Origin of the sequence: Pseudomonas sp. FP597 (assembly GCF_030687435.1) — a bacterium.
In the GTDB taxonomy this organism is placed as follows: domain Bacteria; phylum Pseudomonadota; class Gammaproteobacteria; order Pseudomonadales; family Pseudomonadaceae; genus Aquipseudomonas; species Aquipseudomonas lactucae.
Genome location: NZ_CP117432.1, coordinates 4,766,649 through 4,788,677 on the forward strand (window position 1 = coordinate 4,766,649; position 22,029 = coordinate 4,788,677).

Consider the following 22,029-nt stretch of genomic DNA (forward strand, 5'->3'; position numbering starts at 1 on the left):
CGGCGCTTTTCTCGGTTTCTTTATACCGCGTCGGCTTTTTTGTACAGGCTGGCCTCACCGCCCCCGAGTGCTGTACCCTTACGTCTTATGTGTGTTTTCCCACAAGGATTTAAGAAATGTCCGAGCCAGCCAAACTGCGCGCTCACGGCCAGGCCCACTGCAAGGATTGCAGCCTGGCTCCCCTCTGCTTGCCACTTTCGTTGAATCTGGAAGACATGGATGCGCTGGACGACATCGTTAAACGCGGTCGCCCGCTCAAGAAAGGCGAGTTTCTGTTTCGCCAGGGCGACACGTTCGATTCCGTCTATGCAGTACGTTCAGGCGCCTTGAAGACCTTCAGCCTGAGCGACAGCGGCGAAGAACAGATCACCGGCTTCCACCTGCCCAGCGAGCTGGTCGGGTTGTCGGGCATGGACACCGAGATTCACCCGGTGTCGGCCCAGGCGCTGGAGACCACGTCGGTGTGCGAAATCCCCTTCGAACGCCTGGATGAACTGGCCCTGCAATTGCCGCAACTGCGTCGCCAGTTGATGCGCGTGATGAGTCGCGAAATTCGTGACGACCAGCAAATGATGTTGCTGCTGTCGAAGAAAACTGCCGATGAGCGCATCGCCACCTTCCTGGTCAACCTGTCGGCGCGCTTCCGTGCCCGTGGTTTCTCGGCCAACCAGTTCCGCCTGAGCATGTCGCGCAACGAAATCGGCAACTACCTGGGCCTGGCGGTGGAAACCGTTTCCCGCGTATTCACGCGCTTCCAGCAGAACGAACTGCTGGCCGCCGAAGGCAAGGAAGTGCATATCCTCGATCCGATCCAGTTGTGCGCGCTGGCCGGCGGTTCTCTGGAAGGCTGAAGCAGACGCCCGCGGCCGCGCCAACCGGCGAGGCCGCAGGTATACTCCGGGTCCGTTTTCCTCCCAGGACTCTTCGACGATGACCTTCGATTCGTTCGACATCAAATCCCTGATCCGCCCCGTCATCGATTTCCCCAAGCCTGGGGTGATCTTCCGTGACATCACGCCGCTGTTCCAATCGCCCAAGGCCCTGCGCCTGGTGGCCGACAGCTTTGCCCAGCGCTACGTCGAAGCCGATTTCAGCCATATCGGCGCCATGGATGCGCGTGGTTTCCTGATCGGCTCGATCATCGCCTACCAACTGAACAAGCCGCTGATTCTGTTCCGCAAGCAGGGCAAGCTGCCGGCCGACGTGCTGGCCGAGGGTTACCAGACCGAATACGGCGAAGCCTTCCTGGAAGTGCACGCCGACAGCCTGTGTGAAGGTGATTCGGTGCTGATATTCGATGACCTGATCGCCACCGGCGGCACCTTGATCGCGGCGGCGAACCTGGTGCGGCGCATGGGCGCCAAGGTCTTTGAAGCGGCGGCGATTATCGACCTGCCGGAACTGGGCGGCTCGCAGCGCTTGGAAGATATGGGTATTCCGACTTTTTGCCTGACGCAGTTTGCGCTGACTGAACGTTAACGCTTGGCCTGACTGACGCCATCGCGGGCAAGCCCCAATGCCAGTCAGTCAAGGCTTTGAAGGGGTAAAAAGTGACCTGTGGCGAGGGAGCTTGCTCCCTCGCCACAGATACAGTGTTGTCCCTTAACTGACTGGCAGTAGGGCAAGTCGAATCGTCGCACCGCCCCTCCCACATTGGGTACTGCGGTGTTCTTTAGAGTGCGATCGGCTTGCGACCGGCGAACGAGTGCGCCAGGGTGCCGCCGTCCACCAGCTCCAGCTCGCCCCCCAACGGCACGCCATGGGCGATACGCGAGGTGATCAAGCCCTTGTTGCTCAGCAATTGGGCGATGTAGTGGGCAGTGGCTTCACCTTCCACCGTCGGGTTGGTGGCCAGGATCACTTCGCTAAAGGTGCCCTGCTCTTCAATCCGCGCCACCAGTTGCGGTATGCCGATGGCTTCGGGGCCCAGGCCGTCCAGTGGCGACAGGTGGCCCTTGAGCACGAAGTAGCGCCCGCGATAACCGGTCTGCTCCACCGCGTACACGTCCATCGGTCCTTCGACCACGCACAGCAGCGTGTCGTCGCGGCGCGGGTCGGCGCATTGCGGGCAGAGTTCTTCTTCGGTGAGGGTGCGGCACTGGCGGCAGTGGCCGACACCTTCCATGGCCTGGCTCAGGGCCTGGGCCAACCGGGTGCCGCCGCTGCGATCACGCTCCAGCAGTTGCAGCGCCATGCGCTGGGCGGTTTTCTGGCCGACGCCCGGCAACGTGCGCAGGGCGTCGATCAGTTGACGAATCAGGGGGCTGAAGCTCATGGGCGAAAGGTCCGACAAAACAACGAGACGCGGTTTATACCCGCGCCTCGGATTAGCGTCAAATGCTCAATCCTGCGCGACCCGTACCACCAACTTGCCGAAGTTGCGCCCTTCGAGCAAACCGATAAAGGCTTCAGGGGCCTGCTCCAGGCCATCGACCACGTCTTCGCGGAACTTGATCTTGCCTTCGCGCACCCAGGGCGCCATGGCGCTGAGAAACTCGGGTTGGCGATCACCGTAGTCGTCGAACACGATAAAGCCCTGGATGCGCACACGCTTGGTCAGCAAGGTGCGTTGCAACGCCGGCAAGCGATCAGGGCCGCTGGGCGCCTCATGGGCGTTGTAGCCGGCAATCAGCCCGCACAGGGGGACGCGCGCCTTGGGGTTGAGCAATGGCACGACGGCGTCGAACACCTTGCCACCGACGTTCTCGAAGTAGATGTCCACACCCTTGAAGCAGGCCTGCGCCAGCTCATGGGCAAATTCGGCGCTCTTGTGGTCGATACAGGCATCGAAGCCCAGCTCCTCCACCACATAGCGGCACTTCTCGGCGCCGCCAGCGATCCCGACTACACGCAAGCCCTTGAGTTTGGCCACCTGGCCTACCACCGAGCCCACCGCGCCGGATGCCGCCGCGACCACCAGGGTTTCGCCGGCCTTGGGTTGACCGATGTCCGTCAGGCCCATGTAGGCGGTCATGCCCGGCATGCCCAGCACACCCAGGGCCATGGAAGGACTGGCCAGGCCCTGGGGCACCGGCATCAGGTTGCGGCCATCGGAAATGCTGTGGCTCTGCCAGCCGGTGGCCGCGACCACCAGGTCGCCCACTTCGAATTTCGGATTACGCGATTGTTCGATACGGCTGACAGCGCCACCTGTCATCACCTCGCCGATTTCCACCGGCGCCGCGTAGGACGGTGCATCGCTCATGCGTCCGCGCATGTAGGGGTCGAGAGACAGGTAAAGGGTCTTGAGCAGCACCTGGCCGTCCGCCAGTTCCGGCAGAGTGACGCGCTCCAGGCGGAAGTTCTCCGGGGTGGGGGCGCCCTGGGGGCGTGAGACCAGCACGATGCGTTGGTTCAGGGTCAATTCTTGAGGCATCACGGGGCTCCTTTAACAATGATCGAAATTTCAATAGCCTCAAGTGCAGACACCGCCAAAGACGCACAGGTTCGACTTGGCAGCTGCTACGGGGGGGAGCGGTGATAAAAAAAATGCCAGGCGCTGGGCCTGGCATTGGAGTCTAGCTGACGCTGCTCGATCAGAACGGCAGCTTCATCCCCGGCGGCAGTTGCATGCCGGCGGTCACGCCGCCCATTTTTTCCTGGCTGTTGGCTTCGATCTTGCGCACGGCGTCGTTGACGGCCGCGGCGAACAGCGCCTCGAGCATTTCCAGATCATCTTCACCCACGCCTGGCAGCACGCTTGGGTCGATGCTCACGCGCTTGATGTCGTGACGACCGGTCATCACCACGCTGACCATATCGCCACCAGCCTTACCGGTAACTTCAGCGTTGGCCAGTTCTTCCTGCATCTTGGCCATCTTTTCCTGCATCTGCTGTGCCTGCTTCATCAGGCCGGCCATGCCACCTTTCATCATGGGAATCACCTCAAAGTACGTGGATCAAGTAAGTAGCCCGGTGTCAGGACGCCTGAGGCACCGGGGCTTCGACAGGTTCAATTGTATCCGGGCGCACGACCGCGCCGAACTGTTGCATCATTTGCTGGATGAGCGGATCGCCATGGATCGAATCCTCTGCCTCGCGCTGACGGTTGATACGCCGGCGCGTGGCGGCCTGGGCCGGGGTTTCCTGCTCAGGCTTGATCAGCTCGATGGCGATGGTCAACGTACGCCCGTGGTATTGGTTCAAGGCATCGTTGAGGCGACGTTGCTGGGTCGCGTTGAACAAGGCGCTATGGGCCGGGTCCAGGTGCAGCAACCAATGGTCGCCCTCGATGGAGATCAGCGTGCAGTTGGCGGCGATGCTGCCGGTCATGCCGGAAATCGGCAGTTTCGGGAACAGTTCCAGCCACTGCAACGCCAAACCGGTGGCCGGGGCCGCGGCGGGTTCAGGCTCGGGCTCGGGCGCAGGCTCGGCGGTGTGTTCGCTGGCCAACTCGTCCAGGTAACTGTAGGCCGAATCCATGTCCGGCTCGATGTAGTCTTCGTCCAGCGGCGGCTCGTCGTCGTCGAGATCGATGCCCGGCGTGGCCGCGTCTACCTGGGCCACGGTCGGCTCGGGCAGCGGCGCGGATACCCATTCCGGCGCGGCGGGCACGACACTGTCCGGGGTGGGCGCAGGCATCGGTGTCAGCTCGGGCTGCTCGCCGATGGTTTCCAGCACGGGCTCCACGACGGGTTGCAGCTCGGGTTCGGGCTCGACTTCGGCTTCCACCGGGGCGTTCCATGGCAGGTCCACGACCGGCTCGGGCTCGATAACCGGTTCCGGCGCGGCCACCGGCGCCGCTGCGACAGGCGCAGGCTCCGGGGCAGGCGCAGGCGCAGCGACCACTGGCGCAACCACCGCCGCGCCAGCCACTGGTTTGGCGGAATCAACTGTGGCCTGGCTGATCCCCACTGGCTTTAGCGGCTGCCTCGGTGCATCGGCCGTGTCTGCAGGCCGGAAGGCCAGCATCCGCAACAGCACCATCTCGAAACCGCCACGCGGGTCCGGCGCCAGCGGCAGGTCGCGGCGGCCGATCAGGCCCATCTGGTAATAGAACTGCACGTCTTCGGCCGGCAACGCCTGGGCCAGGGCCAACACGCGGTCGCGGTCGCCATGGCCGTTGTCGACGCCTTCCGGCAGGGCCTGGGCGATGGCGACGCGGTGCAGCACATTGAGGATTTCCGAGAGCACGCCGTTCCAGTCCGGGCCCTGCTCCGACAGGTGGCGCACGGCTTCGAGCAATGCCTTGGCGTCACCTTCGATCAGCGCGTGCAGCACGTCGAACACCTGACCGTGGTCGAGGGTGCCGAGCATGGCACGCACATCGGCGGCCATGACCTTGCCTTCACCAAAGGCGATGGCCTGGTCGGTGAGGCTCATGGCGTCACGCATCGAGCCGTCGGCGGCGCGGCCGAGCAACCACAGCGCGTCGTCTTCGAACGGTACGTTCTCGACGCCCAGCACGTGGGTCAAATGCTCGACCACGCGCTCGGGCGTCATGTTTTTCAGGGAGAACTGCAGGCACCGCGACAAAATCGTTGCAGGAAGCTTCTGCGGATCGGTGGTGGCCAGGATGAATTTGACGTAGGGCGGCGGCTCTTCCAGGGTTTTCAACAAGGCGTTGAAGGAATGGCTGGACAGCATGTGCACTTCGTCGATCAGGTAGACCTTGAAGCGGCCGCGACTGGGGGCGTACTGCACGTTGTCGAGCAGTTCGCGGGTGTCTTCGACCTTGGTGCGGCTCGCGGCGTCGATCTCGATCAGGTCGACGAAACGCCCTTCGTCGATCTCCCGGCACACCGAACAGGTGCCGCAAGGCGTCGAAGTGATACCGGTTTCACAATTCAGGCATTTGGCGATGATGCGCGCAATGGTGGTCTTGCCCACCCCGCGCGTACCGGTGAACAGGTAGGCGTGGTGCAGCCGTTGGCTGTCCAAGGCATTGATCAGAGCCTTGAGCACATGGGTCTGGCCGACCATTTCGCGGAACGAGCGCGGACGCCATTTACGTGCAAGAACCTGATAACTCATCGAAAACCGTCGCAACTGGGAAGCGGAAGCCGGTAATGCTAGCGGAGCAAGGGGGAAATTGCATCCGGCACGCTCGTCTAATCTGACTAAGCTCTGCGCAGTGGCCCGGCAAGGGCCTGAACCCGGAGAGTGTATGCGCGTAGTCCTGGGCGCTTTATGGATGATGACCACGGCAAGCTTCGCGGCGCCCGCGCCGCTGCGTTTCTCGGTTTCCGACAGTTGGGCGATGCCCATGGTGCAGTTGGATAATGGCCGGCCCATCCAAGGTATTTTGTATGACGTGATGTCGAGCCTGGCCACCCACGTGGGCCATCCGGCGCAATTCCATGTGCTCGCACGAGCACGCATCGCTACGGCCATGGCCCATGGCGAAATCGATGTGCGCTGTTATGTCACGCCGTCATGGGTCGATAACCTGTCGGGCGATTACATCTGGAGTGTGCCGCTGATGGTGCAGCGCAACGTGCTGGTCAGTGCCCACAGCCGGCCGGTACAGGTGCTCAAGCTGGCACCCCAGGCGATCGGCACGGTGCTTAACTACCGCTATGCCATCCTCGATCCGCTGTTCGCCAGCGGCCAGTTGAGCCGGGACGATGCGCGCAGCGAAGAACAAGTGCTGCACAAATTGGTGGCCGGGCGTTACACCTACGCGGCGAGCAACGAATGGATCATCGACCGCTTCAACCAGAAAATGCCGGTCGGCCACCGGCTGCACAAAGTGGCCGTGATTGACGAGCAAGACCTCGGCTGCCTCGTGCGCAATGACCCGAGCGTGCCGGTGCAACAGATTCTGCGCACGCTCCTGCAGATGAAGAGGTCCGGAGAAATCGACGACATCATCAAACTGTACACCGGCGAGGATCCGGTGCCGCTGCACACTCCTGACAAGAACTGACAGGGCCGCCTTATAGACTCGGCGCCACTCAACGTCCGTTCCCAAGGAGCCTGCATGAACACCGTCGCCCATTACTTCCTGCTGTATGTCGACAGCCCGGCCACCAGTGCCAACTTCTATAGCCGCCTGCTGGACAAGCCACCCGTGGAGCTCAATCCGACCTTTGCCCTGTTCATGCTCGACAACGGCGTGAAGCTGGGCCTGTGGTCGCGCCACACCGTGCAGCCGGCCGCCGAGGCCACCGGCGGTGGGGGCGAAGTGGGCTTTGCCCTGGCTGACGCCGCCGCCGTGCGGACACTGCACGATCAATGGGTTGAGCGCGGCGCGCCGATCCTGCAGTCACCGACCGCTGTGGACTTTGGCTACACTTTCGTCGCCCAGGACCCCGACGGTCACCGCTTGCGTGCGTTCAGCCTGAACGACTGAGCGCCAGCGCCGCTCCAGGCTGATGGCCGCCACGCTGGCCAGCACAATCACCCCGCCGAGCACCACCTGCAGGGCAATGTGCTCTCCCAGCAATGTCGCGGCTATCACCATTGCCACTGGCGGGATCAGGTACATCGCCACTGTCGCGCGACTGACCTCGACATGCTTGAGCACATAGCCCCAGGCCAGGTACGCCAAGGCGCTCGGGAAAATCCCCAGCGCCAGCACCGCCAGGTTATCCGCCAACGGCGCCTGTGCCACAGCGGCAGGCAGGCCCGGCAGGTTGACGCCAAGCATCAGGGTGCCCGACCACACCATGTAGCACGCCATCGTCAGTGGGCTGTAGCGATGGGCGTAGTGCTTCTGGACGGCGAAATACACGCTCCACGAAAACGCCGCCAGCAGGATCAGCAAGCCATGCGGGTCGATATCGCCCACGCCCTGGTCGCCCCACATCACCACCAGCACCCCCAGCAACCCCACCAGCACGCAACTCCAGCGCCAGGCGCTGACGCGTTCCTTCAAGCAGAAAGACGCGATCAGCACACTGAACAGCGGCGCCGACTGCGCCAATACGCTGGACGCCGCCGCCGTTACCCATTGCTGCCCGGCATTGAGGCTCATGTGGTGCAGGAACACGCCGAAAAAACCCAGCACCAATAACCACGGCGTATCCCGCAGACACGGACGACCGATGCCCATCACCAGTGCCACCCCGCCCATGAATACCGAGGCGATCAGGAACCGCAGCAACGCCAGTTGGCCGGGGTTGTAGCTGTGCAGGCCCATGTGCACGCCAGTCGGCGAAAAGGCCCAGCAGAGGATCACGCTGGCGATGACTAGCGTAAGCTTCACGGGTGACGGGGTGTTCATCGATGGTGTCCGAAACTGACAAGGAATGCCGTCAGTCTTGGCCCCGGCAGGCAGTAGGACAATTAAGTGTTTCTGACTTCTGAAATCAGCGGAACTGAGCAATGGAACTGGCCCAACTGAAAATGGTGCGAGCCGTGGCGCAAACCGGCAGCGTGGCCCAGGCCGCCCTGCAACTGCACTGCGTACCGTCCAACATCACCACGCGCATCAAGCAGCTGGAAAGCGAGCTGGGCACGCCGCTGTTTATTCGCGCCGGTCGCGGGCTGGCGATCAGCGCGGCCGGAGAGATCTTCCTGGAGTACTGCGAGCGCATCCTCGCGCTGGTGGACGAATCCAAGCGCGCGGTGGACGCCACCGCCATTCCCCGTGGGACCTTGCGCATCGGCGCGGTGGAGTCCAGCGCCAGCGGCCGCCTGCCGCCGCTGCTGGCGGAATATCACCGACGTTACCCCGACGTCAGCCTGGAGCTGGTGACTGGCGCCTGGGCCCAGTTGCTCGACGACCTGCAGCATCATCGACTGGATGTCGCGCTGGTGGCCGCCAGCAACAAGCGCGTCAAGCTCGAACACAGTGTGGTCTACAGCGAACGCCTGGTGCTGATCGCCAGCGCCTCCAGCGCACCGATCCGCAGTGCCGAAGACCTCGCCGGCCGCACCCTGCTGGTGTGGCCGCCGGGCTGCCCTTACCGGGCGGCGCTGGAGAACTGGCTCAAGCCCCACGACTTCAAGCCGGCCATCGCCAGCTATGCCAGCTGGGGCACGATCATTGGTTGCGTGAGTGCAGGGATTGGCGTGGCGCTGGCGCCGGAAGGCATTCTGGCCCGCTATGAGCAGGCCGATCAGCTGGCGTCGTACCGGTTTGACGAATTGCAGGCCGTGGACAACCTGCTGTTCTGGCACAAGGACACCCAGCGCCACCTGGCGCGGGATGCATTTGCCGGGCTGTTGCGCGAGACGTTTGGCTAACCTGTAACGGATTATTTCAGTTATCCTCCCGCGAAATTAATTCAAAATGTAAGGGACTACCATGAATTACTTCCGCCTATTGCTGGCGGCAGCCGCGCTGAGCCTGACTGTCGCCCCCGCCTTTGCTGCTTCCGCCCCCGCTACGCCGGTTGAAGCCAGTGCGCCCGCCGAGACCGCCGAGCATTTTCTTGCGTCACTCAAGCAACAGACCGGCACGGTCACCCTGCCCAGCGGCATTGCAACGCTCAAGCTCAACGATGAGTTCTACTACCTCAACCCCGCCGACACCGAACGCCTGCTCACCGATGGCTGGGGCAACCCGCCGGGCTTCAAGACCCTGGGTATGATCGTGCCCAAAGCGGTCAGCCCGTTGTCCGAGCGCGGCTGGGGCGTGATCGTCAGCTACAAGGCCGACGGGCATATTTCCGACGAAGACGCCGCGAAAATCGACTACGCCGACCTGCTCAAGCAAATGCAGGAAGAAGACGAAGCCGAAAACCAGGAACGCAAGAAACAAGGCTATGCCGGCCTGCACCTGCTGGGCTGGGCCGAACCGCCGCACTATGACGACACCTCCCACAAGATGTACTGGGCGCGCGAGCTCAAAGCCGACGACGCCGACCAGAACACGCTCAACTACAGCATCCGCGTACTGGGTCGTGAAGGCGTGCTGGAGCTCAACGCCGTAGCGGCCATGGCCGATTTGCCGACCATCAAGCAGGAACTGCCCAAGGTCCTGGCCTTTACCAACTTCACCGACGGCAACCTCTACACCGACTTCAACCCGAAAACCGACAAGCTGGCCACTTATGGCCTGGCAGCCCTGGTAGCTGGCGGGATTGCCGCCAAAGCCGGGCTGTTCGCCAAGATAGGCATCTTCCTGCTGGCGGCGAAGAAGTTTCTGGTGATTGGCGTGGTCGCGCTGCTCGCTGGGGTGCGCAAGTTGTTCGGCCGTAACAAAGACTGAGTTCGCCTGTAAAAATGCCGCAAGGTGCCTGACACTTTGCGGCATAAAGGCTTTGTTCAGTTCTGCGCCGCTGGCTGTGACTGCGTCGCACTCGGGCACGGGTTTACAATCGCAAACTCGTCGACAATAGCCCACCCCGGTTTATAGCCAGGCACGGTCACATAGCGCATGACCCGCTCACCAGTGAACTTCACAAATGAGCCTTCGACGCCGCTGAATACCTTCTGCCGATTACCCAGCAAGTAATCGAAAATCTTGAGTTTCATCGGTATGTTCACTCGACCACCCGGCGTGATGGGGGCCAGCATGAAGGCATCGTCTTTAGTGAACACGTAGAAGATTTCAGGCTTGTCGCGGCCCTCCGTCACTTTTGCGCACGTCACCTCATCGACCCGCAACGTTCTGACCGGAATGTAGGACTTATTCTGGTAGAGGCTGAGAATAAATCCTTTTTTGGTCAGGACACCCAAGCCCTGCGTGGCATGACAGATCTCTGCAACCCCATAGGTGTAAGGGCACCAGTTGGTTTCGGTAATCCCGATTACATCGGCCGGCGCAACGCCCAGGTCATGTTCAATCTTGGCCCGTGCTTCGGGGCTTTCATAAGGAATCATCACGCAACCGGGCAAACCAAGCGCCAGCGCGGATAACAAAAAGATTGAATAAATACGCATGAAGGACATCCGTGTCTGCGGGGGGCACACGCCACCCGACGCGGCCGTTGATAACACGGCCGACATTGAGTAGATACAAGGACTGCGGATCAGCTTTTCGGCGCAGCCAAGCGGCTGTATTGATCCTGACTGATCCAGCCAGTGAACGAACGGTCATCGGCGTTGATGAATTCCACCTGCGCCCAGCCATCCTTGAACGCCAACACACCCACCACGTCATTTTTGACGATGTACGGTCGTTTCGCGACCTTGGCGCCTGGGGTCTTCTGCAGGTACGCCTTGTCGGCCGACACGGTGACCAGGCCGATCCACTGTTTGTTGGCGGTCTGGGTCAGGTCCAGGCCGGTGGCAATCTCCGGCATCAGGACGTTGAGGCAACCGGGATGCTGACGCCCTTCCTGCACGGTCAGGGTCACGCCATCCGACGCAGGCGCCACGCTGCCGGGGTAGGTGCTGTCGAGCCAAGTGGTGAGCGCGCCAGGCTTGCCTTGCAGGTAGAACGTGCAACCGCGGCTGACGCCCTCGCCCATTGATTCTGAATAGAACCCTTCGACCTGATGGTCCGGCGTCACCGCCAGCATCAGCCCTTCATACTTGCCCGAATGCAACGCCGACGAACCGGCCATGGCCGGTGCCACGGCGCACAACGACAACGCACCTATCGCTAGAAAACGGATCATCCTATTTTTTCCCTTCAAGTTTTTCGTAGGCTTTCTTCATCAGGACGTCGTAGTTGCCGTAGTCCTCACCGTTATAGTTACGCGCCATGCCGGTAAAGTCCTTGGCCTTCATGGCCTTCATCAACGCCGGGCTCTTGCTGCAAAAGCCGAGGAATGCCTTTAGCTGGTTGCCGGCATTCACTTTCAGCGCCGCCGCAAATTCAAACACTGTTTTGTAACCGCACGATGAAAAGTTGAAGCCCATGATCTGGAACATGCCCCACGAAGCCGACATCAATGCCGCTTCCTGGTCCAGGGCAAACGCAGTCGCCATGGTTTCCCAGGCTTTGATCTGGTCCTTGTTGTTGGTCTGCCACTGCGGCCCGGCCTTTTTCACGTACGGGTAAGACAACAGAGGGTGCGCCTGGTCGTAGATGTGCTTGGTGTACTTGCGAAACAAGTGCCCTTCAAACGCGATCACCGGCAACTTGGCCGGTCCGAAACCGGAGCGTCCGCCGGATTCCACGGTGGCGAAGGCCTTGATGATATTCACCGGGATACCGTTGCCCAGTTGCGTGGCGGCGTTCTGATAGTCGGTTTCGCTGAGGGTCATGCCCCCGTCGCACGTGGCCTGGAGCATCAGTTGCCGGTTACGCCGTTCGGCCTCGATCATCGCGCGCATACGGTCCAGGTACACATTGACCGTGGCCTGTACCGCATCGCCGTTGTTGTTGCCGAAGGCGTTGAGAAAGGTCGGGATGCGCTGGGTCGGGAAGGCCTTGACCGGCACTTTCACCGCTTCTTCGATCAGGCTGTTGAACGTGCGACCGGTGGGGTCGATCACACCATCGGGGTGCGCGTACTTCAGATGGCGGAACTGGTACTGACTGATGCACTGCACCAACTGACCATCACACTTGCCGTTTTCGGCCAGCGGAAAACCCATCTTGGGAATGATCAAATTGAACAGATACTGGATGCACTGAACATCGGCGGGCAAGTTACGGGCTTTACCCGGCGCGCCTACCGAAGCACTGATAAGACGGGGTAAACCTTGCAGGCTTTTCATCACAGACATCCTTGTTAGTTAAAGAAGTGATAGCACTTCAATATCAAATCGGCGCCCCTGTCATACGCTGAAACAAGTGGCTGGCGGAAACTAACAAGGTGGTTTCACGTTGTCCAGAAGCAGATATAAAACCTGTGAAAGAACCCTCACGGGTAGGTGCGCGAAAGGCAGATTTTTTGATTCAGGCGCAGTATTCAGTCACTCATTGGGCTACTGTCACTCGCGCAAAATGCCCTTTCGCCCCACTTTCAAGGAATGAAATGAAAGCCACACTGCTTGTTCTGTCTGTCTTGGCTCTACTCTGCGGCTGCACATCGCCAGCCCCTGTGCCCCCCGACCTGTCACGCCCTTCGATTGCCCAAACCCAATCGGTAGAGTTCGCCGGCAAGACGTTCGTTTTGAAATTCCACAAAGCGGGTCTCTGGGAGTTTTTCCCTGCGCGGGAAAGTATCGATGCCTGGAGTGAAATGGTGGACTTCACCGTCGTTGCTCCGGAATTTAACCGTTTCAAGCCGCTGGACCTGGCCAAGCGCGCCATCGCGCTGCACCAGCAGGAGAACCCGAACATGCCGGCGATCCTGCTGACGGACAATAAAACCGGAATCGATTATTCGATGATGTTTTTCCCCACGGCACTGCGTAAGGACGGACAGTTCTCTGAAATCAGTTATTTCAAGTACTACAAGGACACTGCCAGCGGCCAAACCATTATTTTTCACTACGCGCGCAATATTCCAAAACCGAGCAACCCGTCTGAAATCGCCATAGAGACAGGCCGCGAAATAGTGCCGGTGATAGAGGCCTTCCCGCTGTACCGCCCGTAATGCGGTTAAGCGCACAGCACACATCCATTCGCGGGCAGCGTTGCCAGCAAAGCGTGTATGAAATTTTGGATTGGAGGGGGTGAATCAGGGAGAGCGTTATGGAGGCAACCCCACCAGCCACACCCCGGCACACAATGTTCCCGCTGTGGCTGCTGCCTTCCGGCTCTGACCAGGTTCACGGGTAATCGTTGCGGGGGGACCGATGGGGTCACCATAACGACGCTGGCCTCTCGGCAAGCCGCGCCATTGTACCGATCTGATCGGAAGTTACAACCGTTGGTGACGGATTAAAAATATGAAGGGGCTCAAGCACTTGCCACGGCCATCGGCTTCCCCTCCCACATTGGCGCATCACTAAGCCTGCAACACCTCATCTGCCCTTCCGCCCTCTTCCTGGATCACCAGGTGAATAAAGTGCAGCTTGGCGATCACCGCCGGTGGCAGCACGAAGGGATAGAAATCCGGCTGGCCCATGCTGCGCGACAGTTCGTTGAGCATGCCGGCCAGTTCGATCCAGGCGTTGACGAACGACAGGAACGCCGGGCCGCCTGGGTGCTCGGGGTCGTAGAGCGTGGTGAGAGGAAACGGCTGGTAATCCAGGTCCATCTCGCGGGCGCTCATGCCAAAGCCCAATGCGGTGTCGACTGCGTCCATCATGTGCAGGTAATGCGCCCAGGTTTCCGCCCAATCCTCCCAGGGGTGCATGGTGGCGTAGGCGCTGACGCAGGTGTGTTGCCAGTCCGGGCGCGGGCCGTTCTGGTAGTGCTGGTCGAGGGCGTCGGCGTAACTGGCGCGTTCGTCGCCGAATAACTGGCGAAAAGGCTCCAGCCAGTGGCTATTGGCGATCAAGCGGTCCCAGTAGTAATGGCCGACCTCATGGCGAAAATGGCCGAGCAAGGTGCGGTAAGGCTCGCGCATCTGCACGCGGATCTTTTCACGGTGGGCGTCGTCGGCTTCCTTGATATCCAGAGTGATCAGGCCATTGGCGTGGCCGGTCATGGGCGCGTTGCCCTCAAGGTCAACGCCGACGAAATCGAATGCCAGGCCAGTGTCTTCGTCAACGCGCTTGGGCACCACTTGCAGGCCCAGGCTGATCAGTTGCGCCACCAGCCGGCGCTTGGCGGTTTCTACCTTGAGCCAGCGCTCGTGGTTTTCCGGCATCGACAGATCGGGGATGGTGCGGTTGAGGCTGCAGGCCACACACAGCGCTGCGGTGCTATGGGCGGGGATCAGCCAATTGCAGGCGGCTGGGGTGTCGAGGTTGGCGCAGCGACGGAAAGCGCCGGCGTCGAGGTTGTCGTCTGGCAGCCAGGTACCTTCGACGGGGCCGGGTTGCAGCGAAGACAAACGGCTTTGCTGCGGCTGGTAGCCCAACAGCGCCTGACAGGCCAGGCACTGGCTGTTGCGAAAGAACAGCGATTGCCCGCAACGGCAGTGCCAGACCTTGCTGTTACGCGAGGTGTCGGCCATGAACGGCGCGGCGATGCGCGAACTGAGTTGCTCGAAGTAGCGGAACATGGCGATCTCTCCCTGGGTGACTGAGACTAGATCATTTGGGGGTTGGGATCGTTCCACTTTCTTTGGGGGGCTGCTTTGCAGACCGGCGCGGGGCAAGCCCGCTCACCACAAAATCAATCAATCGGGATGTTGTGCTTGGCCAGGAAGGCCACGAACGCCTCTTCATCCAGCACTTTCAGGCCTAGTTCGCTGGCCTTGGCCAGTTTTGAACCGGCACCCGGCCCGGCCACGACGCAATGGGTTTTCGCCGACACGGAGCCGGCCACCTTGGCACCCAGGCTTTCGAGTTTTTCCTTGGCCACGTCGCGGCTCATCAGTTCCAGGGAACCGGTGAGTACCCAGGTGTGGCCGGCTTCCGGCAGGCCTTCGACGACTTTCTTCTCGCTCTGCCAGTGCATGCCGAAGTCCTTGAGCTGCTGCTCGATGGCCAGTGCGCGATTGGCGTTGTCGGCATTGTCGAAAAACTCGCGTACGGCCTTGGCCTGCTTCTCGGGCAGGGCCTGGCGCATGTCGAGCCAGTCGGCCTTGATCACGCCTTCGAGGCTGGTGAACTTGTCCGCGAGTTTCTGCGCGGCGCCCGGGCCCACGCTGGGTACGTGCAGTTTGTCGAGCAGACCGCCCAGGGTGGTGCTGGCGGCGAACTCGGCGCTCAGTTCGCCCTGGTCCTGCAATTGCAGGGCGCATTCGTCCGGCGACAGCAGCGCGCCGATCACCTGCTGGTTATGGCTGTCTTCAAAGAAACTGTGGATCTCGTGCGCCACTTCCAGGCCCACGTCAGGCAAGTACGTCAGCACTTCGGGCAAAGCCTTGCGCACCCGCTCCAGGGACGCCAGGGAGCGCGCCAGCACCTTGGCGGTTTCCTCGCCCACATCGGGGATGCCCAGGGCGTAGATAAACCGCGCCAGGGTCGGCGCCTTGCTGTGTTCGATAGCGGTGATCAGCTTTTTGCTGGAAATGTCGGCAAAGCCTTCCAGGTCGATGATCTGCTCGTATTTGAGTTTGTAGAGGTCAGCCGGCGAGCCGATGAGCTTTTCATCCACCAGTTGCTCGATGGTCTTGTCGCCCAGGCCGTCGATGTCCATGGCCCGGCGCGAGACAAAATGAATGATCGCCTGCTTGAGTTGCGCACCACAGGCCAGGCGCCCGACGCACCTGTACACCGCGCCTTCGCTGACGGTTTCCTTGCCTTTGCTGCGCTTGACCAGTTGTGTGCGCTCAACGTGAGAGCCGCACACCGGGCAGCTCTCGGGGATCTGCACGGCGCGGGCGTGTTCCGGGCGGCGCTCGGTGACCACCGACACGACTTGCGGGATCACATCGCCAGCACGACGGATGATCACGGTGTCGCCGATCATCAGGCCCAGGCGCGCGACTTCGTCCATGTTGTGCAAGGTGGCGTTGGACACCGTCACCCCGGCGACCTTGACCGGTTTCAAGCGCGCCACCGGGGTAACGGCGCCGGTGCGGCCGACCTGGAATTCCACGTCGAGCAGCTCGGTGAGTTCTTCCATGGCCGGGAATTTATGCGCGATGGCCCAACGCGGCTCACGCGCGCGGAAACCCAGTTCGCGCTGGGAAGCGATGCTGTTGACCTTGAACACCACACCGTCGATTTCATAGGGCAGGCTGTTACGCCGCTCGCCGATGTCGCGGTAGTACTCCAGGCACTCCTGGATACCCTTGGCCAGCTTCAACTCGTGGCTGATGGGCATGCCCCACTGCTGCAACTGCTTGAGGTTGCCGATATGGGTGTCGCTGATATCGGCGGTCACCTGGCCGATGCCATAGCAGCAGAACTCCAGCGGGCGGCTGGCAGTGATCTTCGAGTCCAACTGGCGCAGGCTGCCGGCGGCGGCGTTGCGCGGGTTGGCGAAGGTCTTGCCGCCCACGTCCAGTTGCGAGGCGTTAAGCCGCTCGAAACCGGCCTTGGACATGAACACTTCACCGCGTACTTCCAGGGTCGCCGGCCAACCGGTGCCGTGCAGCTTCAACGGGATATTGCGCACGGTGCGCACGTTGACGCTGATGTCTTCACCGGTGGTGCCGTCGCCACGGGTGGCGCCGCGCACCAGTTCGCCGTCCTGGTACAGCAGGCTGACCGCCAGGCCGTCCAGCTTGGGCTCGCAGCTGTATTCCACCGCCGCGCCACCACCAAACAGATCGCCCACCGGCAGGTCGAGGCCTTCGGTGACCCGGCGATCAAACTCCAACATGGTGGTTTCATCAAAGGCGTTGCCCAGGCTGAGCATCGGGATCTCATGCCGCACTTGGGTGAACGCCGACAACGCCGCACTGCCGACCCGCTGCGTCGGCGAATCACGCGTCACCAGCTCCGGATGCTCGGCCTCCAGGGCCTTGAGCTCGTGGAACAGGCGGTCGTACTCGGCGTCCGGAATGCTCGGCTCGTCGAGCACGTGGTAACGGTAGTTGTGCTGATCCAGTTCAGCGCGCAGTTCGAGGATGCGGGTGTGGGCGGCGGTCATGGGTGTTCTCTCATAAAGCAAAAGAGCAGCCGAAGCTGCTCAAATGTTGGTGCGCTTATTCTATCGACAACGCTCGAGGCCAAACCTCAGCGTTTCTGTGTCAGGGCGCGACGCTCGAATTCGACGATGCGCTGACGGTAGTGTTCGATGGTCTGGGCGGTAAGGACGCTGCGTTGGTCGTCCTTGAGTTCGCCGTTGAGTTCCTGGGACAGCTTGCGGGCAGCGGCCACCATCACGTCGAACGCCTGTTTCGGGTGACGCGGGCCTGGCAGGCCGAGGAAGAAGCTCACCGCCGGGGTGCTGAACAGGTCGATATCGTCCAGGTCGAAGGTGCCCGGCTTGACCGCATTGGCCATGGAAAACAGCACTTCGCCATTTCCGGCCATGCTTTCGTGACGGTGGAAGATATCCATCTCGCCGAAACGCAGGCCACTCTCGAGGATGTTCTGCAGCAGTGCAGGACCTTTGAAGCCGGCGGCGTCGCGGCAGATCACGCTGATCACCAGCACTTCTTCGGCGGCCGGCTGATCGTTGACCGATTGGCGCGACGCGCTGGCGGCCTTGCCGACATTTTCATCCGGGAAATCATCGTCGCGGCTGCTGAAGCTCGGGCCGTCGTCGACGTCGAGGTTCAGGTCGCCCTGATGCGGCTCGGCCACGCCGGCGGCGGCGCGCTTGCCGCGCTTGGTGGACGGTTCACGGGCTTCACGCACCGGCGCGCTCATCGACGGCAAGTCGTGCTCGTCCAGCTGCGGCTCTTTATGGGTGTCCAGCACACGGGGTGGCCCCAGCAGCTCGGCGCTGCCGTCGTCGTCGGGCAAGTTGGACAGGTTGCGGTCCAGACGGAATTTGAGCTTGCCCTTGCCACCGCGCATGCGGCGCCAGCCATCAAAAAGAATACCGGCAATGACAATAATGCCGATGACGATCAGCCACTCGCGCAGACCGATTTCCATGTAATCCCGTGCCTCTATAAAAAATGCTGAAAAATAAGGGGTTTAGCACCGTGCAAACCGCTTTAAAACGTGGCGCCAACTCTATGTTCTGACTGACGTTTTGCCCACGCACACGAAAAATTGACATTAAACTAGCACGACCAAAGATAACTTTACACCGTCTGTCAAAATGCCTTGAACAAATATGTCCATTTGCCACTTTCGCCAGACCGGTAAATCGTCCTACAGCATGCCAAGAAAATTCTCTCTCGGCGCGGGTCAGGACTCCACCATCGCCATCGCTTCTTCGACATCCACCGCCACCAAACGCGAACAGCCCGGTTCGTGCATCGTCACGCCCATCAGTTGATCAGCCATTTCCATGGCGATCTTGTTGTGGGTGATATAGATGAACTGCACGGTCTGGGACATCTCTTTGACCAGTCGCGCATAGCGTCCCACGTTCGCGTCATCCAGCGGGGCATCCACTTCGTCGAGCATGCAGAACGGCGCCGGGTTCAACTTGAAGATGGCAAATACCAGGGCCAATGCGGTCAGGGCTTTTTCGCCGCCGGACAACAAATGGATGGTGCTGTTCTTCTTGCCCGGAGGCCGCGCCATGATCGTCACCCCTGTATCGAGTAGATCTTCGCCCGTCAGTTCCAAGTAAGCGCTGCCACCGCCGAAAACTTTTGGAAATAACGCCTGTAAACCGCCATTAATCTGATCAAAGGTATCTTTGAAGCGGTTGCGGGTTTCCTTGTCGATCTTGCGGATCACGTTTTCGAGGGTGTCCAGGGCTTCGACCAGGTCGGCGTCCTGGGCATCCAGATACCGTTTACGTTCGGACTGCTGCTGGTATTCGTCGATGGCGGCGAGGTTGATCGCGCCCAGGCGTTGAATACGCGCGGCAATGCGCTCTAGTTCTTCTTCGGCGTCTTTCTCGTTGGCCTGGGCGGTCAGCGTGTTGAGCACGCCGTGCAGGTCGTAGCCGTCTTCGAGCAACTGGTCCTGCAGGGTTTTGCGGCGCACGGTCAGGGCCTGCCATTCCATGCGCTGTTGTTCGAGCTGGCCGCGAATCAACTGGGATTGCTGCTCGGCCTGGGTCCGACGTTTTTCCGCATCGCGCAGTTCGCGGTCGGCGTCTTCCAGGGCGATTTGCGCGGTCTTGAGTTCTTCGTCGACGGTCATGCGCTTGTCGAGCAATTCTTCGAGCTTGAGGCGCAGCTCTTCCAGCGGCGCTTCGCCCTCCTCCAGGTTGAGGCTCAGTTGCTCGCGCTTTTCGGTGAGGCGTTCGGACTGCATCTCCAGGCGTTCAAGGGCCTGGCGCGTAGAGTCGTGCTGGGCGCGCAGCGAGCCGAGGCGCACCGCCAATTGATGCGCGTGGTCCTTGTGTTGCCGCGCCTCCTGACGCACACGGTCGAGGCGTTCACGCAGGCTGTCGCGCTGGGCCAGCAGCAGTTCGCGCTGCTCGGTGTCCAGGGCCATGCTGTCGAGGGCTTCCTGCAAGTGCAGGCGCGCTTCGCCGATCTGTTCATGCTCCAGGGCACGTTGCTCGCCCATCTCGGCCGCTTCTTCGTCGAGACGCGTACGGCGCAGGGTCAGTTGCTCGGCCTTGGCCTTGCTGGCCGACAGTTGTGCTTTCAATTCGCCCTGCTGGCGCGCTTCGTCCTGCAACAGGCGGCGCAGGTGTTCGCGGCCGGTCTCTTGCTGGCGCTGGGTGGCGCGCAGGGTTTGCAGTTCGGTTTCCAGGCTGTGCAGGGTGGCTTCGCGCTCTTCACGTTCGGCGCTCAGGTTGACGATTTCCTGGCCACGGGCCAGCACACCGCTTTCTGCTTCACTGGCGCGACGCACACGCAGGAAGTGGCGGCCGACCCAGTAACCATCCCGGCTGATCAGGCTTTCACCGGCCGCCAGTTGGCCGCGCTGGGCCAGGGCCTGCTCAAGTGATTCGACCGGTTTGACCTGGCCCAGCCACGGCGACAGATCAATCGCCGCCTCGACCTTGTCCAGCAGGCTGCCCGGCACCCGCGCACCATCGGCGGCGGGGCTGAGCAAACGCAGATCACCCTGGGCAAACCCGGCGAGGTCAAAACCGCCAAAGTCGTCGACCAGTACAGCTTGCAGGTCGGCGCCGAGCACGGTTTCCACCGCCAGCTCCCAGCCGGCCTCGACCTTCAAACCTTCAGCCAGACGCGGGCGCTCGGCCAACTGTTGGTCGCGCAGCCATTCGGCGGTGCCGGTACCGGGGTCCAACGCAGCTTGCTGCAACGCTTCCAGGGAGGCCAAACGACCGTTGAGGCGCTGCAAATCGCCCTGGGCCTGCTGCTGCGCCTGGGTCGCCTGTTGCAATTGTTGACGCAGTTGCTCCAGGCGCTCCACTTGCTGTTCTTCGCTGGCTTCGAGTTCCTCGAGGGTCATTTCGCTTTCGGCGAGTTGCTCGCTCAGCTCCATGATCGCTGCGTCTTCCGGGTCGGCGGCGAGCAACACGCGCTCTTCCTGCAGCCGCCGCTGGCGCTCGGCCAGGCGCTCCATGCTGGTTTCCAGTTGCTGGATGCGCGACTGCTGCACTTCGGCCTGGCGACGCGGCTCGGCCGATTGCAGGTTGAATGTGTCCCACTGCTCCTGCCAGCCATGCATGGTGGTTTCGGCTTCTTCCAGGGCAGCGGCGGCTTCTTCGGCGGCGGCGCTGGTGATTTCCTGTTCGGGGGTGAGCATGTCCAGCTCTTCGCCGAGGGTCAGCAGCAAGGTGCGGTCATGACCCAGGTGCGATTCGGTCTCCAGGCGCGCACGCTCGGCTTCCTTGAGATCGTCCTGCAACTGGCGCAAACGCTGCTGACCGTGCTGGATGCTCTGCTCCACGCGGGCGATATCGCCGCCCACCGAATAGAAGCGGCCCTGCACCAGATTGAAGCGCTCGGACAGGTCATGATGGCCGTCACGCAGGCGTTCGATGCTGGCGTCGGCATTGCGCTGCTCGGCCACCAGCGCTTCGAAGCTGATTTCCTGGGTGCCGATGATCGCTTCGCGCTGGCCCACTTGATCGTTCAAGGCCTGCCAGCGCAGGGCCGACAGTTGTGCCTTGAGCTGGCGCTCCTCGCCCTTGTATTCCTGGTACTTCTCGGCCGCCTGGGCCTGGCGGTGCAGGCGCTCCAACTGGCGCTCCAGCTCTTCGCGCAGGTCGGTCAGGCGGGCCAGGTTTTCGTGGGTGCGGCGGATGCGGTTTTCGGTCTCGCGGCGGCGTTCCTTGTACTTGGAAATGCCGGCCGCTTCTTCGATAAAGTTGCGCAGGTCTTCGGGCTTGGCTTCGATCAGCTTGGAGATCATGCCCTGCTCGATGATCGAGTAGCTGCGTGGCCCAAGACCCGTGCCAAGGAAGATATCGGTGATGTCGCGTCGCCGGCACTTGGTGCCGTTGAGGAAGTAGCTGTTCTGGCTGTCGCGCGTGACTTTGCGGCGAATGGAAATCTCGGCGTAAGCCGCGTATTCGCCGATCAGGGTGCCGTCGGAGTTGTCGAACACCAGTTCGATGCTGGCCTGGCTCACCGGCTTGCGGCTGGTGGAGCCGTTGAAGATGACGTCGGTCATCGACTCGCCACGCAGATTTTTCGCCGAGCTCTCGCCCATCACCCAGCGTACGGCGTCGATGATGTTCGACTTGCCGCACCCATTGGGTCCGACCACCGCCGCCATGTTACTGGGGAAGTTCACCGTGGTCGGGTCGACGAAGGATTTGAACCCCGCCAACTTGATGCACTTGAGCCGCAC

At 61.5% G+C, this 22,029-nt stretch carries 19 protein-coding genes and 1 other RNA gene; 7 read left to right on the top strand and 13 right to left on the bottom strand.

Going from position 1 to position 22,029, the window contains the following annotated elements; all coding sequences use genetic code 11:
• Positions 1-116: 116 nt before the first annotated feature.
• The gene (gene fnr / locus PSH66_RS21720; RefSeq protein WP_305427642.1) at positions 117-851 is read left to right on the top strand and encodes a fumarate/nitrate reduction transcriptional regulator Fnr; all 735 of its coding nucleotides are present in this window, start codon (positions 117-119) and stop codon (positions 849-851) included.
• 79 nt (positions 852-930) lie between these two features.
• Positions 931-1,479 carry an adenine phosphoribosyltransferase gene (locus PSH66_RS21725; protein ID WP_003175478.1) on the top strand — a complete coding sequence of 183 codons (549 nt, stop codon included), beginning with the start codon at positions 931-933 and terminating at the stop codon, positions 1,477-1,479.
• Positions 1,480-1,672: 193 nt separating this feature from the next.
• On the opposite strand, the gene recR is transcribed toward PSH66_RS21725, so the two are convergent.
• From recR to dnaX, 4 genes are all read right to left on the bottom strand, one after another.
• On the bottom strand, positions 1,673-2,275 hold the full coding sequence (gene recR / locus PSH66_RS21730) for a recombination mediator RecR (RefSeq protein ID WP_042945124.1): 603 nt from the start codon (positions 2,273-2,275) through the stop codon (positions 1,673-1,675).
• Positions 2,276-2,341: 66 nt separating this feature from the next.
• Positions 2,342-3,376 (bottom strand): NADP-dependent oxidoreductase, encoded by a 1,035-nt coding sequence (locus PSH66_RS21735; protein WP_003175480.1) that lies wholly within the window; start codon positions 3,374-3,376, stop codon positions 2,342-2,344.
• 160 nt (positions 3,377-3,536) lie between these two features.
• A complete protein-coding gene (locus PSH66_RS21740; protein WP_003175481.1) occupies positions 3,537-3,875 on the bottom strand; it encodes a YbaB/EbfC family nucleoid-associated protein in 339 nt (112 codons plus the stop codon).
• Positions 3,876-3,918: 43 nt separating this feature from the next.
• Entirely contained in the window at positions 3,919-5,973 is a 2,055-nt protein-coding gene (gene dnaX / locus PSH66_RS21745; RefSeq protein ID WP_141063537.1) for a DNA polymerase III subunit gamma/tau, read from the bottom strand.
• A gap of 133 nt (positions 5,974-6,106) precedes the next feature.
• Here dnaX and PSH66_RS21750 point away from each other — a divergent pair, with 133 nt between their 5' ends.
• Positions 6,107-6,868, top strand: coding sequence for an ABC transporter substrate-binding protein (locus tag PSH66_RS21750; protein WP_305427643.1), 762 nt, complete (start codon positions 6,107-6,109; stop codon positions 6,866-6,868).
• 54 nt (positions 6,869-6,922) lie between these two features.
• Positions 6,923-7,294 carry a VOC family protein gene (locus PSH66_RS21755; RefSeq protein WP_305427644.1) on the top strand — a complete coding sequence of 124 codons (372 nt, stop codon included), beginning with the start codon at positions 6,923-6,925 and terminating at the stop codon, positions 7,292-7,294.
• Here PSH66_RS21755 and PSH66_RS21760 read toward each other — a convergent pair.
• On the bottom strand, positions 7,208-8,167 hold the full coding sequence (locus PSH66_RS21760) for a DMT family transporter (RefSeq protein WP_305427645.1): 960 nt from the start codon (positions 8,165-8,167) through the stop codon (positions 7,208-7,210). The genes PSH66_RS21755 and PSH66_RS21760 overlap by 87 nt on opposite strands.
• A 101-nt stretch (positions 8,168-8,268) precedes the next feature.
• On the opposite strand from PSH66_RS21760, the gene PSH66_RS21765 reads away from it, so the two are divergent.
• Entirely contained in the window at positions 8,269-9,132 is an 864-nt protein-coding gene (locus tag PSH66_RS21765; RefSeq protein WP_003175485.1) for a LysR family transcriptional regulator, read from the top strand.
• A gap of 61 nt (positions 9,133-9,193) precedes the next feature.
• On the top strand, positions 9,194-10,099 hold the full coding sequence (locus tag PSH66_RS21770) for a DUF2167 domain-containing protein (protein WP_003175486.1): 906 nt from the start codon (positions 9,194-9,196) through the stop codon (positions 10,097-10,099).
• A gap of 56 nt (positions 10,100-10,155) precedes the next feature.
• On the opposite strand, the gene PSH66_RS21775 is transcribed toward PSH66_RS21770, so the two are convergent.
• From PSH66_RS21775 to PSH66_RS21785, 3 genes are all read right to left on the bottom strand, one after another.
• The gene (locus PSH66_RS21775) at positions 10,156-10,773 is read right to left on the bottom strand and encodes a hypothetical protein (RefSeq protein ID WP_141063533.1); all 618 of its coding nucleotides are present in this window, start codon (positions 10,771-10,773) and stop codon (positions 10,156-10,158) included.
• A gap of 89 nt (positions 10,774-10,862) precedes the next feature.
• Complete coding sequence (locus tag PSH66_RS21780) at positions 10,863-11,453, bottom strand: hypothetical protein (RefSeq protein ID WP_141063532.1); 591 nt, start codon at positions 11,451-11,453, stop codon at positions 10,863-10,865.
• Between the two features lies 1 nt (position 11,454).
• Positions 11,455-12,501: an N-acetylmuramidase family protein gene (locus tag PSH66_RS21785; RefSeq protein WP_003175488.1), complete on the bottom strand. Its 1,047-nt coding sequence runs from the start codon at positions 12,499-12,501 to the stop codon at positions 11,455-11,457.
• Between the two features lie 260 nt (positions 12,502-12,761).
• Here PSH66_RS21785 and PSH66_RS21790 point away from each other — a divergent pair, with 260 nt between their 5' ends.
• Positions 12,762-13,325, top strand: a complete 564-nt coding sequence (locus PSH66_RS21790) for a hypothetical protein (RefSeq protein ID WP_003175489.1) — start codon at positions 12,762-12,764, stop codon at positions 13,323-13,325.
• Positions 13,326-13,433: 108 nt separating this feature from the next.
• Here PSH66_RS21790 and ffs read toward each other — a convergent pair.
• The 5 genes from ffs to smc all read right to left on the bottom strand — a co-directional run bounded on the left by ffs (position 13,434) and on the right by smc (position 22,029).
• Positions 13,434-13,530: signal recognition particle sRNA small type (ffs, locus tag PSH66_RS21795), an RNA gene on the bottom strand.
• Positions 13,531-13,679: 149 nt separating this feature from the next.
• On the bottom strand, positions 13,680-14,843 hold the full coding sequence (locus PSH66_RS21800) for a putative zinc-binding metallopeptidase (RefSeq protein ID WP_305427646.1): 1,164 nt from the start codon (positions 14,841-14,843) through the stop codon (positions 13,680-13,682).
• Positions 14,844-14,956: 113 nt separating this feature from the next.
• Complete coding sequence (ligA, locus tag PSH66_RS21805) at positions 14,957-17,326, bottom strand: NAD-dependent DNA ligase LigA (protein ID WP_305427647.1); 2,370 nt, start codon at positions 17,324-17,326, stop codon at positions 14,957-14,959.
• An 86-nt stretch (positions 17,327-17,412) separates the two neighbouring features.
• The gene (zipA, locus tag PSH66_RS21810; protein WP_042945128.1) at positions 17,413-18,282 is read right to left on the bottom strand and encodes a cell division protein ZipA; all 870 of its coding nucleotides are present in this window, start codon (positions 18,280-18,282) and stop codon (positions 17,413-17,415) included.
• Positions 18,283-18,540: 258 nt separating this feature from the next.
• A complete protein-coding gene (gene smc, locus PSH66_RS21815; protein WP_305427648.1) occupies positions 18,541-22,029 on the bottom strand; it encodes a chromosome segregation protein SMC in 3,489 nt (1,162 codons plus the stop codon).